The organism is Pararhodobacter sp., from assembly GCF_034676545.1.
Lineage (GTDB): Bacteria > Pseudomonadota > Alphaproteobacteria > Rhodobacterales > Rhodobacteraceae > Pararhodobacter.
Map to the genome: position 1 here is coordinate 1 of NZ_JAUCBZ010000015.1, position 14,108 is coordinate 14,108.

At 65.1% G+C, this 14,108-nt stretch carries 12 protein-coding genes and 1 pseudogene; 3 read left to right on the top strand and 10 right to left on the bottom strand.

From position 1 onward, the window contains the following. Positions 1 to 1,923: 3-hydroxyacyl-CoA dehydrogenase NAD-binding domain-containing protein (locus VDQ28_RS03350; protein ID WP_323034587.1), on the top strand; the 1,923-nt coding region annotated here is incomplete at its 5' end. 81 nt (positions 1,924 to 2,004) lie between these two features. Here VDQ28_RS03350 and VDQ28_RS03355 read toward each other — a convergent pair. Further along, complete coding sequence (locus tag VDQ28_RS03355) at positions 2,005 to 2,580, bottom strand: Hint domain-containing protein (RefSeq protein WP_323034588.1); 576 nt, start codon at positions 2,578 to 2,580, stop codon at positions 2,005 to 2,007. A 378-nt stretch (positions 2,581 to 2,958) separates the two neighbouring features. Next, positions 2,959 to 3,870, bottom strand: coding sequence for a DMT family transporter (locus VDQ28_RS03360; protein ID WP_323034589.1), 912 nt, complete (start codon positions 3,868 to 3,870; stop codon positions 2,959 to 2,961). Positions 3,871 to 3,951: 81 nt separating this feature from the next. Here VDQ28_RS03360 and VDQ28_RS03365 point away from each other — a divergent pair, with 81 nt between their 5' ends. Next, a complete protein-coding gene (locus tag VDQ28_RS03365) occupies positions 3,952 to 5,574 on the top strand; it encodes an AMP-binding protein (RefSeq protein ID WP_323034590.1) in 1,623 nt (540 codons plus the stop codon). An 82-nt stretch (positions 5,575 to 5,656) separates the two neighbouring features. Next, complete coding sequence (locus VDQ28_RS03370) at positions 5,657 to 6,682, top strand: hypothetical protein (protein WP_323034591.1); 1,026 nt, start codon at positions 5,657 to 5,659, stop codon at positions 6,680 to 6,682. Positions 6,683 to 6,756: 74 nt separating this feature from the next. On the opposite strand, the gene VDQ28_RS03375 is transcribed toward VDQ28_RS03370, so the two are convergent. From VDQ28_RS03375 to VDQ28_RS03410, 8 genes and pseudogenes are all read right to left on the bottom strand, one after another. Continuing rightward, positions 6,757 to 7,851, bottom strand: a complete 1,095-nt coding sequence (locus VDQ28_RS03375; RefSeq protein WP_323034592.1) for an SPOR domain-containing protein — start codon at positions 7,849 to 7,851, stop codon at positions 6,757 to 6,759. A gap of 70 nt (positions 7,852 to 7,921) precedes the next feature. Beyond that, the gene (upp, locus tag VDQ28_RS03380; protein ID WP_323038056.1) at positions 7,922 to 8,557 is read right to left on the bottom strand and encodes a uracil phosphoribosyltransferase; all 636 of its coding nucleotides are present in this window, start codon (positions 8,555 to 8,557) and stop codon (positions 7,922 to 7,924) included. Between the two features lie 8 nt (positions 8,558 to 8,565). Further along, entirely contained in the window at positions 8,566 to 9,564 is a 999-nt protein-coding gene (locus VDQ28_RS03385) for an adenosine deaminase (protein WP_323034593.1), read from the bottom strand. An 11-nt stretch (positions 9,565 to 9,575) separates the two neighbouring features. Then, a pseudogene (locus tag VDQ28_RS03390) lies at positions 9,576 to 10,794 on the bottom strand (phosphopentomutase). Continuing rightward, complete coding sequence (locus tag VDQ28_RS03395; protein WP_323034594.1) at positions 10,791 to 12,098, bottom strand: thymidine phosphorylase; 1,308 nt, start codon at positions 12,096 to 12,098, stop codon at positions 10,791 to 10,793. The pseudogene VDQ28_RS03390 and the gene VDQ28_RS03395 overlap by 4 nt, the downstream one beginning before the upstream one ends. After that, positions 12,098 to 12,490 (bottom strand): cytidine deaminase, encoded by a 393-nt coding sequence (locus VDQ28_RS03400; RefSeq protein ID WP_416349416.1) that lies wholly within the window; start codon positions 12,488 to 12,490, stop codon positions 12,098 to 12,100. Before VDQ28_RS03400 ends, VDQ28_RS03395 begins: the two co-directional genes overlap by 1 nt. A gap of 77 nt (positions 12,491 to 12,567) precedes the next feature. After that, positions 12,568 to 13,020 (bottom strand): hypothetical protein, encoded by a 453-nt coding sequence (locus tag VDQ28_RS03405; protein WP_323034595.1) that lies wholly within the window; start codon positions 13,018 to 13,020, stop codon positions 12,568 to 12,570. Further along, positions 13,007 to 14,104, bottom strand: a complete 1,098-nt coding sequence (locus tag VDQ28_RS03410) for a cupin domain-containing protein (protein WP_323034596.1) — start codon at positions 14,102 to 14,104, stop codon at positions 13,007 to 13,009. Before VDQ28_RS03410 ends, VDQ28_RS03405 begins: the two co-directional genes overlap by 14 nt. Positions 14,105 to 14,108: the final 4 nt, after the last annotated feature.

The window sequence follows — 14,108 nt, forward strand, 5'->3', positions numbered from 1 at the left end:
TCGATGCACACCTTGCTGCGCAAGATCGAGCTGGCGGGCATGGACCGCAAGACGCAAAAGGGTGGCAAGCCGATTGCCGCCGCCCTGCCCGGCACCGCGCTGGGGATCGGCCTGGAAATCCCGCTGGCCTGTCACCGGATTTTCGCCGCCGACAACGCAAAGGCGCAGATCGGCCTGCCGGAAATCAAGGTCGGCATCTTCCCCGGCGCGGGTGGCACCACCCGTCTGTCGTGGAAGCTGGGCGCGATGGCGGCGGCTCCGCTGCTGTTGGAAGGCAAGATGCTGAACCCCGCCAAAGCCAAGGCGGCGGGCCTCATTGACGAGGTGGTGCCCGCGGCCGAGTTGCAGGCGGCGGCCAAGGCCTGGGTGCTGGGTGCCAAGGACTCGGATCTGGTCAAGCCCTGGGACCAAAAGGGTTACCGGGTTCCCGGTGGCACGCCCTATTCGGCGCCGGGTTTCCCGACTTTCGTCGGCGCATCGGCGATGATCCACGCCCAGACCTGGGGTGTTTACCCGGCGGCCAAGGCGCTGTTGTCTGCGGTTTATGAAGGGCTGCAAGTGCCGTTCGACACCGCGCTGAAGATCGAAGCGCGCTGGTTCACCAGCGTGCTGATGAACCCGTCCTCCAGCGCGATGATCCGCAGCCTGTTTGTCAACAAGGGCGCCTTGGAAAAGGGCGCGAACCGCCCCGATGTGCCCGATGAGACGGTCAAGAAGGTCGGCGTGTTGGGCGCGGGCATGATGGGCGCGGGCATCGCCTATGTCAGCGCGGTTGCGGGCATCGAGGTGGTGTTGCTGGACAGCAAGATCGAAGCGGCGGAAAAGGGGAAATCCTATTCAACCGGCATTCTCGACAAGGGCATGAAGCGCGGCAAGGTCACCGAGGAGAAGAAGGCGCAGGTTCTGGGCCGGATCAAGACCACGACGGATTACGCGGACCTTGAGGGCTGCGATCTGATCGTCGAGGCGGTGTTCGAGGATCCTGCCGTCAAGGCCGACGTGACCGCCAAGGCCGAAGCGGTGATCCCGAAAACGGCGATCTTTGCCTCGAACACATCGACGCTGCCAATCACCTCGCTGGCGCAGGCCTCGAAGCGGCCCGAACAGTTCATCGGCATCCACTTCTTCAGCCCGGTGGACAAGATGCTGCTGGTCGAGATCATCAAGGGCGCACAGACCGGTGAGCGCGCGGTGGCCAAGTCGCTGGACTTCGTGCGCCAGATCCGCAAGACGCCGATCGTGGTGAACGACGCGCGGTTCTTCTATGCCAACCGCTGCATCATCCCTTATATCAACGAGGGGATGCGCATGGTCGCCGAGGGCGTCGCACCGCCGCTGGTCGACAATGCCGCGCGGCTGCTGGGCTTCCCGGTGGGTCCGCTGCAACTGGTCGATGAAACCTCATTGGATCTGGGCGCGAAAATCGCCAAGGCCACCAAAGCGGCGATGGGCAATGATTACCCCGATGACGCGGTGGATGAGGTGGTGTTCTGGATGGTCGACAAGGGGCGTCTGGGCCGCAAATCGAACGCCGGGTTCTTTGACTATGACGACAAGGGCAAGCGGCAGGGCTATTGGCCCGGTCTGGCCGAGAAATTCCCGCGCAAGGCCGTGCAGCCAGAGTTGGACGAGGTGAAAAACCGTCTGATGATGGCGCAGGTGCTGGAGGCCGTGCGGGCGCTGGATGAGGGCGTCCTGGAAGACATCCGCGAAGGCGACGTCGGCGCGATCCTGGGCTGGGGCTTTGCGCCGTGGTCGGGCGGTCCGTTCAGCTGGCTGGATATCATCGGTGCCAAGCGCGCGGTGGAAATCTGCGACGGGCTGGAGGCAGAGTTCGGGCCCCGGTTCAAGGCAACGCAGTCGATGCGTGACATGGCCGCGAGCGGCGGTCGTTACTATGGCAAGGCGGCGAAATCCGCCTGAGCCAAGCCTCTGGCATGAAACGATTTCACCCGCCTCGGAGTTTCCGGGGCGGGTGTTTTTCAAGGGCAACGGTGGCGCGGCTCAGGCCTGCATCGAGGCGACCAACAAACGACCCTGTGCATACGTCAGGCGCTGATACGCCGTGTGCGAGCCAAGCGTCACGATGTTTTGCGCGCCTTGGACGTGCTGTTGCTGCGTGGCCGGACAATGCACCAAGGTCGTGCCGTTGGCATAAACGATTTCGTCGCGGGAAAATTCCAGCGTGACTATGGTCATTTCTCGGGCCGGAGGAACGCGGGTGATGCCGTTGAAACCCTCCAACACGCCGGCGGACACCATGAGGAAAGGATCACCGAACAGCGCCTCGGCCTGATCGCTTTCGATCAACACGGTTTGGTTGGGCAGCAAAGACATGACCTCACGATTGCCAAGCGCCTTTTTCGGAATGTGCACCGGCCAAACGCTGCGCGGTGCACTGGTTTGCGCGGTCCACAGGGTGCTGATCCCCACAGCGGTGAGTTTGCGCATCCCGTTGTCGAAGGTCACGACCCGATCCCCGGCGCGAAGATCCTGAACCGGCTGCCACCCCAATTCCGTGGCGACCAGGGTTCCGGCGATCAATCCCTCGGCGACACCGCCAAAATCACTGCGGCTCAAGGTTGCCTCGTTGCTGTCAGATACGCTTCCGGACCACAGATCACTGCGCTCGGAAAATGAATACGGGAGACTACGGCTCCGATTGTTCGTGCTACCAACCCAGCTCTGCAACATTGTTCGTTCCTTCCGTGGATACGGCCTTTGAATTTCGATAGGTCCATACAACCCCGGCGGTATGGCAAAGACTTGGAAGGTTTGCGGAAAATTGAGGGTATTAATTTCCATACCCCTCTTAATCTTGCCACAGTGGGGCGCAGAATCCGGTGATCTGGCCGGGTAATGAGGCGGTTTGGCCATGATTGTGCAGCAAGGCGAAACAATACCGTTTCAAACTGCATAGCGGCGCGCGGGCAGAGCCGTGTTGTTAACGCGCAGAATTCACGCGCTGCGCGCCGTGATCATCGCGCCGGCGGCGAAAATCATCAGCATTCCGACCCCTGCCATGAGGGTGATCGGCTCGCCCCAGAGCACAAAGCTCCAGGCGGCGGATATCGGCAGAATCACATATTCGACGATCGACACCCGGCTTGCCTCGGCCAATTGGTAACCCTTGACCATCAAGCCGATGGCAATCATCGACCCCAGCGCCTGAACGAAGGTCCAGAACAGAAGGCGTTGCGAGGGCCAGACCCAACCGCGCAGCAAGAACCCGTCCGACCCGGCAAGGGGTTCGGGCCCCCAGATCGCCAAGACGATCAGGCCAACCACCCCCGCCACCCCCAGCGCCACAAAGAACCCCAGCGTCATGGCTTCGGCGGTTTCGTTGGCGCACCATTCGCGCGTCGCGATATTGCCGAGCGCATAGAAGGCACCGGCGATCACCGGCACCAGACTGGCCCAGCCCAGCGGCGATTGCGACCCCGGTTGCAGCACCAACAGCACGCCGACAAAGCCCAGCACCACCGCAATCAGGCGCACCGGGCCCAACGGGTGCCCATAGACAAAGCGCGTGATCAGCAGCACGAAGATCGGCGCGGTAAACAGCCCCGCAGCGGCCTGCGCCACGGTCAGAAACGCCAGCGCGCCAAAGTAGATCAGGATCGCAACGCCATGCAGCGCCGACCGCCCGGCCAGGGCACGCAGGTTGACCGGCCGCAGCCGCAGGCGAAATGGCACCACGGCCAACGCCATCAAGACAAAGGCCATCGCGCTGCGCAGGGCTTGGAATTGCCACAACCCGGCCTCGGCGGCGATCACGCGGACGAAATTATCCGTGAAGCCAATCAGAAGCGCATAGCCCAAAATGGCCAGCGACGCAGCCGGCAGCCGGTTCGGTGGTGCGGTTCTCATGCGAAAGACCCTTTTCGGCGGCATCATTCACCGCCACTATGGGCAATCAGAACAAGGCGCAATTTTCAAGAGGTGCTTACGATGGGTTGGCTGGCTGACGAATCTGGACTGGAGAAGAACGCAGCGAATTATGTGCCGCTCACGCCCTTGTCGCACCTTCGCCGCGCTGCGGATATTTTTGCCACCCGTGAAGCCCTGGTCTATGGCGATCAACGCTGGACCTATGCCGAGTATCACGCGCGGGTGTCACGGCTGGCCTCGGGGTTGGCGGGGCTGGGGATCAAACCGGGCGACGTGGTGGCCTCGCTTTTGCCCAACGTTCCCAGCCATGCCGAGGCGCATTTCGGCGTGCCCGCCTGCGGCGCGGTGCTGAATGCGATCAACACGCGGCTGGATCTGGATACGGTCGCCTATATCTTCGAGCATGGCGGGGCCAAGGCGGCGCTGGTTGACAGCAGCCTGATCGACCTGGCCGAGCGCGCCTGTGTGGTCATCGGCGGCGGGCCGAAGCTGATCGAGGTGCCGGACCCGCAGGCCGGGGTGCCCGCCAGCGGGCGGCATCTGACCTATGAGGAACTGCTGGCGTCCGGCGATCCGGCCTTCGACTGGATCATGCCGCAGGATGAATGGGAATCGCTGGCGCTGAATTATACCAGCGGCACGACCGGGCGGCCCAAGGGCGTGGTCTATCACCATCGCGGCGCCTATCTGAGCACGCTGGGCACGCCGATCTCCTGGCGCATGACGCTGTATCCGCGCTATCTGACCATCGTGCCGATGTTCCATTGCAATGCGTGGTGTCACCCGTGGATGATCCCGGCACTGGGCGGCGCAATCATCTGTCTGCGCGAGATAACCGCAAAAGGCGTGTATCATGCGATTGCCGTGGACGGGGCCACGCATTTCGGCGGTGCGCCGATTGTCTTGCAGACGCTGATCAACGCCAAGGACGCCGACCGGCTGCCGTTCGATCATATCGTCGAAGTGTTCACCGCCGGCTCGCCGCCACCCGCCGCGACGCTGGCCGCGATCGAGCCACTGGGCTTCAATGTAACGCAAGTCTACGGGCTGACCGAGACCTATGGCCCGGCCACCGAATGCACCTGGAACGAGGATTTCGACGCCCTGCCGCAAGACGAGCGCGCCGCGGTCAAGGCGCGCACCGGGGTGTTGATGCCCTTCATGGAGCGGATCACCGTCATGGATGAGCAGATGCAGGATGTGCCGCGCGATGCTGTCGCCCTGGGCGAGATCATGCATCGCGGCAATGGCGTGATGAAGGGCTATTTCCGCAACCCCGAGGCCACGGCCGAGGCATTCAAGGGCGGGTATTTCCACTCGGGCGACATCGCGTATGTGCACGAGGACGGCTATATCAAACTGGCCGACCGCTCGAAGGATATCATCATCTCGGGCGGCGAGAATGTCAGTTCGGTCGAGGTCGAGGGCGCGTTGATGCATCACCCGGCGGTGGCGCTGGCGGCCGTGGTGGCCAAGCCCGATGACAAGTGGGGCGAGGTGCCTTGCGCGTTTGTCGAGTTGAAAGACGGGCATCAGGCCACCGCCGAGGAGCTGATCACCTTTTGCCGCGCGCGGCTGGCCGGGTTCAAGACGCCGAAGCTGGTGGTATTCCATGAGTTGCCCAAAACCTCGACCGGAAAGATCCAGAAGTTCGAATTGCGGGTGCTGGCCAAGTCCTTGTGATCCTGCACCCACTGGCGGCACGATGCAGGTTGGACTAGCATAGGAAAAATTGCCGAGGCAAATCCGAGCGGACCTTGAAGGCATGACAGCACTGGATAAATACGCGCGCCTTGAGGGGTCCGGCGTTTGGCGCGAAGGGCCGGACGCCCAGCGTCGTGATGTCGTGGTGTCCCTGGGCGATGCCAGCCTGATGATCGCGGACGAGCGGTCCGGCGTCATGCTGAGCCATTGGTCGCTGCCCGCGGTCCAACGCCTGAACCGCGGCAGCCGACCGGCCGTTTTCGCGCCCAGTTCAGACCGCGATGGCGAAACGCTGGAAATCGACGAGGCGCTGGTGATCGAGGCGCTCGATACCATCCGCGCGGCGCTCGACCCGAAGCAGCCGTTGCGGCGCTTGCGGCTGTCCTTGGCGGCGGGGGCGGCGGTGCTGACGCTTGCCGGGCTTTACTGGTTGCCGCAGATTCTGGTGGACCGCACCGCGGTTTCGGTGCCGCCCGCGATGCGCGCGCAGATTGGCAGAACCGCGCTGGACAGCCTGTTCCTGTCGGCGGCGGGGGAGCGCATTTGCGCGGATCCCGAGGGTCGGCAGGTGATGGCCACGCTGCGCAACCGGGTCTTGGGCAATGACTGGCGGGTTAGTGTCATCGCCGGGGTGCCGGGGTTTGAGACCGCGCATCTGCCGGGGCGGTTGATGGTCCTGGGCCAAGAGCTTGTCGAGCGGCTGGACTCGGCGGAATCGCTGGCGGGCTGGATGCTGGCCGAGGCTTTGGCGGCGGACGCCCACGACCCGTTGCTGGACGCGCTGCATTACGCGGGTATCCGCGCGACCTTTACGCTGATGACCACGGGCACGATGCTGGATGGCGCGCTGTCGGGCTATGCGGCGCAGAAATTCCGCGTGCCCAGCCCGATCCCGACCGCCCAGGATATTGGGGCGCGTTTCGACGAAATCGGCCAATCCCCGACCGCCTATGCGCTGTCCTTGCCGCCGCGCGCCGCGGGGTTGGCGGCGTCCCTGGCGGCGCACACCGTGCCCGCCGACCGCCAGTCGGAACAATTGCTCAGCGATGGCGAATGGCTGACCTTGCAGGAAATCTGTTCGAACTGAACGCCCGCAGGGTGGCCAAGGAAAAAGCCCCCGGTCGCAAAACCGGAGGCTTTTTTGTGTGTCTGGCGGTCGAGTTAGCGGATGAACGCGTCCGAATAGCCCATCGCCCGGGCGCGGCCCAATGCGGCATTCAGCTCAGCCTGCGAGTGGAACGGCCCGGCCAGCACAACTTGCAACGGACGCCCGCCATTCGAGGTGCTGCCGGTCGCAACGGGCATCCCCGAGGACTGCAAGCGGCTGATCGCGGTCTGCACATTGCTGCGCTCGCGATAGGTGCCGACCTGTACATATTGGCCGTTGCTCATGCGGCCCCCATTGGCGGCGACGCTTGGCTGATGCGCGGTGACGCCCGCCGTGGTGCCCATGGTCGACACCGTGGCGCGTGGCGCGCTTGGTGCGGGCGCCGCCGGGCGCTGATGCGACGCGCCGTTCAGATAGGGTTCGGGCCAGCGCGGTGCGTAGGCCGGGGGCAGCATGTAGACGTTGTTGTTGGGCGCCGGGTACGGATTGGCACCGTTCCAAGGCTCCCACACGCCACCACGCGGCGACTGCTCACGCAGCGCATCGGCGGGGTGAACCGCCTGCGGGCCACAGCGCAGCGGCAGGTCGGGGCTCGCGGGCGATGGGACCGCGTACATCTGGCTGTGTGGGCTGTAGTGCGTGCAGGGCGACGGGCCGGTGCGGTCCGCAAAGCTCCAACGGCGATCCAAGGCACCGGCTTGGGCCTGGTACACGCGGGCCGGCGCTTGGGCGCGTACGGTCGGGCGGCTGGTTTCTGGTGGCACGGAATAGGGCGAGCCTGACGACGCGGCGGCTTGCGTCGGCGCGACGACAACACGCGGCGCGGAGGCGACGGCGCGTGCCGCCGGGGCGCGCACGGTCACAGGCGCTGGCAGAACCGGCGCGGCCTGCGCAACGGCGGCAGCACCCGACGGCAGGCTGGCGGAGAAGCCACACATCGGGCGGCGATCATCGCCATAGCGCGGCACCCAGGTCGTATTTCCGTTGAAGCCGGCGCGCACGAAAACGCAGCCATTGCTGTCGACATATTGTGACGCGGTGTAGCTGGCTGGCGGGGTCTCGGCCGGGGTCCGGCCGGACTGCGCCTGTGCCGCCACAACCGATGCGGCCAATAGGACCGCGGCGGTCGAGAAGAGCTTGGCAACCATTATAATTCCCCCTGGTGACTCTTTTCAAGAATGCAACGCCAAGTCTGTCGAGTAAAGCCTTAACTTTCGGTTACTTGGTGCCAAACATCCGGTCGCCCGCATCGCCAAGACCCGGTACAATATACCCGTGGTCGTTCAGACACTCATCCAGCGAGGCGGTGACCACCCGCACATCCGGGTGCGCCTCTTGCATCCGGGCCACGCCTTCCGGGGCCGCCAACAGGCACAGGAAAATGATTTTCTTCGCACCCGCTGCCTTGAGCAGATCAATCGCCGCAACCGAGGAATTCCCCGTCGCCAGCATCGGATCGACGACAATCGTCCAGCGATCCTCCAGCTCGGCGGGCAATTTGCAATAATATTGCACGGGTTGCAGCGTCTCGGGATCGCGGTAGAGCCCGACGAAGCCGACGCGCGCCGCCGGAACCAGCTCCAGGATGCCATCCAGCAGACCGTTGCCCGCCCGCAGGATCGAGATCAGCGCCAGCTTGCGCCCCTCGAGCACCGGCGCGTCCCATTCGCACAGCGGCGTCTGAATGCGCTCGGTGGTCATCGGCAGGTCGCGCGTCACCTCATAGGCCAGCAGCATCGAAATCTCGCGCAGCAACTGGCGGAATTTCGAGGTCGAGGTGTCCACCCGCCGCATGATGCTGAGTTTATGGCTCACCAGCGGGTGATTGACGATGGTCAGGTGGTCGGTGGTGATGTTCTCTGTCATGCGCGGCCCTCGATGATCTTCAGTTTTTGCTGTCGTGTTGCGTCGTCGCAGAAGGCGGCACGCATTGCGTCGGCGTTGATGGCGCGGAAATCGTCCTCTGTCCAGCCAAAGGTCTGGGCGAGGTCCTCGTATTCCTTGACCAGCGTGGTGTGAAAGAACGGCGGATCGTCGGTGGAGATGGTGACGATCACCTCACGGTTGCGCAGCCGGTCGATCGGATGTTTGGCAAGGCTTGGGTAGACGCCCAGCGTGACGTTGGACCCGGGGCAGACCTCGAGCGTGATGCGGTTCTCGGCGAGGCGATCCACCAGCGCCGGGTCGTCGATGGATTGCACGCCGTGGCCGATCCGTTCGACCTTGAGGTGATCGAGCGCGTCGCTGACGCTTTGCGCCCCGCCCCATTCGCCGGCATGGGCGGTCAACCGGAGCCCCGCCTCGCGCGCGCAGTCAAAGGCCCAGGTGAAATCGCGCGGGTGATATTGGTTTTCATCGCCGGCAATGCCGAAACCGGTGATGAAGTCGCCGACGGTTTCCGCCGCACACAGGGCAATGGGGCGGGCCTTTTCGGGGCCGAAATGGCGGATCGGGGTGATGATGCCGCGCAGCGTGATGCCCATGGTGCGCTCGGCCTCTAGCGCGGCGTCGTGGATCGCGTGCAGGTATTCGCGCCACGCGACCAGATCGCCACCGCCGCAGAAATCAGGCGAGACAAAGGTTTCCGCGTAGATCACGCCGTCTCTGGCGCGGTCTTCCAGCACCGCTAGCGTCAGGCGGCGGAAATCCTCGGGCGTTTGCAAAGTGGTGCAGGCGGCTTCGTAGACGTCGAGGAAATGCACGAAATCGCGAAACTTGTAGCCGCCGTTCTCGTCAAAGATCTTGGCGATGTCGATATTCTTCTCTTTCGACAATCCCCGAATAAAGGCGGGTGGGGCCGCGCCCTCAAGGTGCAGGTGCAGTTCGGCCTTGGGCAGCGCGGGGTCGATGCGTTCGCTCATCGGGTGCTCCGTTACAGTAGATTTCGGCGGGGGCCGGATTGGCGCAGGCCCAGATGCGCGGCCACGGTGGCGGCGACATCGACAAAGGCACAGTGGCCGATTTCACCGGTTCCCGCGCCATGAACAAGCACCGGCACCCGCTCGCGGGTGTGGTCGGTGCCGGTCCAGGTGGGGTCGTTGCCGTGATCGGCGGTGAAGATCGCCAGATCGCCGGGGCGCAGGCGGGACAGGAAATCGGCGCAGTGCAGATCAAAGGTTTCCAGCGCGCGGGCGTAGCCGGAGATGTCGCGCGGGTGGCCATAGAGGCTGTCGAATTCCACGAGGTTGCAGAAGATCAGCGCGCCGTCCTCGGCAGTGTCGGCCAAGCGCAAGAGGTGCTGCACCAGATCGGCGTCGCTCTTGCCTTTGTGCAGATGGTCGATCCCTTGATGCGAGAAAATGTCGCCGATTTTGCCGATGGCGTGGACGGTGTGGCCGTCGGCCTGCGCCCAGTCCATCATCGTCGGGCTGGGCGGGGCGATGGCGAAATCGCGGCGGTTGCCGGTGCGTTTGAACGCGCCCGCCTCGCCGATAAAGGGCCGCGCGATGACCCGGCCCACCTTGCGGGCGTGCAGATAGGGCGCGAGGGTTTCGCACAGCGTGATCAGGCGGTCGAGGCCAAAGGTTTCCTCATGCGCGGCGATCTGGAATACGCTGTCGGCCGAGGTGTAGCAGATCGGCCAACCGGTGCGCAGGTGTTCCGCGCCCAGCCGCTCCATGATCTCGATCCCGGCGGCGTGGCAGTTGCCGAGGATGCCGTCGCTGCCCGCGAGGTCACAGACCTTGGCGACCAGGGCGTCGTCAAAGGCGGGCTCGGTCTTGGGGAAATAGGTCCAGTCCCACGGGACGGGGACGCCCGCCAGCTCCCAATGGCCGGACGGGGTGTCCTTGCCGTTCGAGGTTTCGGTGGCCGCCGCCCAGCGCCCGGTGGGGGTGGCGGTCAGGCCTGCGGGTTTTATGCCCGAGGCCAGCGTGATCGCCCGCCCCATGCCCAGCGCGTCGAGGGTGGGGATGTTCAAGGGGCCGGTGCGCGCCGTTTTCGGCGCGGCCCTCGGCGCAGGCTTTGGCGATATGCGCCACCGTATTGGCCCCGGTATCAGGCACGCCGTTGTTGAAGAACCGGGCGGCGTCAGGCGCGCCACCGATGCCCACCGAGTCGAGGACGATGACGAAGGCGCGGTTGGTGGTCATTGCGGGCCAATCCGATCCTGCACCAAGGGTTGCGGTTTGGGCGCATCGCCCAAGTGATAGGCGGCTTGCAGCGCGGCAATGGCGCGGTCGGCGGTGGCGTCGTCCTTTGCATGCACCATGGCCAGTGGTGCGCCGGGGCCGACCTGCGCGCCAGGTTCGGCAAGCGCCGAGAAACCGACGCGCGGATCCACCGGGTCGCCGCCTTTCAGCCGACCACCGCCCAGATGCACCACGGCGGTGCCAACGGCGCGGGTGTCGATGCGGGCGATGGTGCCGGGATGCGGCGCGGGAACCTCGCGGATCACCGGGGCTTTGGGCAGGTGATCGGCGTAGCGGGTGGCGAAATCGGCGGGGCCGCCCTGGGCCGCGACCATACGCTCGAACCGCGCGGCGGCGGCCCCTGAGGTCAGCGTTTCGCGGATGCGGTCGCTGCCCGTTTCGGCGTCCATGGCAAGGCCCGCCAGCGCCAGAACCTCGCCACACAAGGCGCAGGTCAGGTCGATCAGGCGCGGCGAGACGGCTTTGCCGGTCAGGGTGTCCATGACCTCCAGAACCTCCAGCGCGTTGCCGGCGGTCAGGGCCAGCGGGCGGTCCATGTCGGTGATCAGGGCCGAGGTCTTGCAGCCCGCGCCGTTGGCGGTCTTGACCAAGGACGCGGCCAGCGCCTGTGCCTGGTCAACGCTGGGCAGGAACGCGCCCGAGCCGACCTTGACGTCAAGCACCAAAGCCCCCAGCCCCGCCGCCAGTTTCTTGGACAGGATCGAGGCGGTGATCAGATCGACGCTTTCGACGGTGCCGGTAACGTCGCGGATCGCATAGAGACGTTTGTCGGCGGGCGCGATGCGACCCGAGGCGCTGACGATGGCGCAGCCGACCTCTCGCATCAGGGCGCGCAAACGGTCCTCGGAGGTCTCGGTGAGATAGCCGGGGATCGATTCCAGTTTGTCGAGCGTGCCGCCGGTGTGGCCCAGACCGCGCCCCGAGACCATCGGCACAAAGGCCCCGCATTCGGCCAGCGCGGGGGCCAGCAGCAGCGAGATGCTGTCGCCCACCCCGCCGGTCGAGTGTTTGTCCAACACCGGGCCGGGCAGATCCCAGGCCAGCACATCGCCCGAGTCGCGCATGGCCAGCGTCAGGGCGACGCGCGCCTCCTCGCCCAGACCCTTGAGCAGGGCGGCCATGGCAAAGGCCCCGGCTTGCGCATCGGTCACCGCGCCATCGGCAAGGCCGCGCGCGAACCACGCCATGCCCGCCGGCGTCGGCTGCCCGTCGCGCACGGATTCGATGACCGCGCGGGCGTCCATCAGGCTTTCGCCATGTGGCTGGCGTTGAACGCGCCGGGCAGCAGTTGATCCATGGTCATGGTCAGGGTCTTGCCGTCGGTGGTGGCCATGGTGACCGCCACATCGCCACCGGCGAATTCGCTGAGTTTCTGGCGGCAGCCGCCGCAGGGTGGCACCGGGGCCGGGCTGTCGGCGATGACGAAAACCTCGGCGATCTGCGTGTCGCCGCCCGCCACCATCGCCGCAATCGCGCCCGCCTCGGCGCAGGTGCTTTGCGGATAGGCGACGTTTTCCACGTTGCACCCGGCATAAACCTTGCCCGAGGTGGTGCGGATCGCCGCCCCCACCTTGAAGCGCGAATAGGGCACATGAGCGTTCTCGCGCACGGCGCGGGCGGTTTCCAGCAGGGACATCGGCGGCTCGCTTTCGAATTTGACCAATTGATCCAGCTTTGCGCAGAGCGCGGCTTGATGCAAGGGGCGGCGATGTCTCAGCCGGCCAGCAGGTATGTGATCCGGTGCTCGCGGATCACCCAGGCGCAGGGGTCGTAGGGGCCGAAGGTTTCCAGATTCAAGGGCGCGCAGCCTTGTCCGGATGGGGTCAGGGCAAAGCGCAGGATCTGCGCGCTTTCATTGCCCGACCACGCGATGTTCAACTGCACGCGGCAGACATGATCCCCGGCCACTGGTGCCGGGTCACAGGTGGCGGTGAGCGTATGGAGGTCCGGGCTTTCCGGCGCATTGATGCCCAGTTCAAACAGCATTTGCGTGATCAGCGCGGTTCCGGTGCCGTCGGGCATGGGGGTGCCGGTATCGTCCAGAACCTGCGCCGTCGGGGCGACGGCGACCAGTGCCGAGAGGATCTGCGGCGTGTTGGGCGCGGTTTGCGCGGCCAAGGGAGTGGCGGCCAGCAGGGTGAGGATGGCGAGGTCAAGCGGGCGCATCCAGACCCTCCGTGACGAAATCGCCGGGCAGCGAGACTTCGAGCAGCTCCAGATCAGGCGTCGGATCGGCGTAACGCGTCGCCATGCCGGGCGGGATGACAAAGGCATCACCCGCCGTCACGGCGTGGGGTTCCTTGCCCTCGCCGTGCAGGGTCAGGCCGCCGGACATGACGAAACTGAACAGGATGTCGCCCCGATGCCGGGTCCAGGCGGTCGGCGCAGCATCGGGCCGCAGCACCATCACCGAGGCGACGCCTTTGGTATTGGCATTGATCGTCGTGTCGCGAGCGTTGAAACCGGGCAGCCGCGCCGGGTGAAACACGCCCTGCGCGCCGATGTTATGGACAAACCGCTGCCCCTGCCATTCGCGATCCGGCCGCAGGTCAGCGGTCGGCAGGGTCATCTGGTGGTCGATCTCGGTGACATGCTCGGCGGGCACGCCGATTTCGATCACTTCGATGCCCTCCGAGGCCTCGACAACCCGGTGGCGGATTTCGGGCGGCTGGATGAAGCAATCCCCGGCGCGCAGGCGACGCAACCCGCCTTGATCCTCATAGAGCACGTCAACCCAACCCTTGACGCAAAAGATCAGTTGAAACCCGACGCGGTGAAAATGCACCATGTCGGGCACCGGGCCACCGTCTGGAATGCGGATATGGCTGGCGATCATCGCCCCGCCCAGCCGCGTCGGCACCAGATCGCGGTAGTGCATCCCGGCGCGGCCAATCACCCACGGGGCCTGATCGGCCAGGCGGCGCACGACAAAGGCATGCGCTGTCGGCGGCACGATCATCGCGGGGTTCAGGTCGTCGATCAACACCCGCGTGCCATTCGGCGCGGTCAGGGCGCGTTGCCCGGCGGCAAACCCGTCTGGATCATCGGTCAGAATGCGAATCGTGCCGGGGCTTTCCTTGGCACCTTTTTCAAGCCGCAGCCTGATCCCGTGGCCCGACAGCACCACGACCTGAGGATCATCGGCGGGAAAAATCCTGTCGAGGCGCAGTTTCAGGACCTGCGTGAAAAACGCCAGATCGTCGCGCAAATCCACGGTCGGCAAACGGATCTCGGCCCGAATATCGGTCATGACA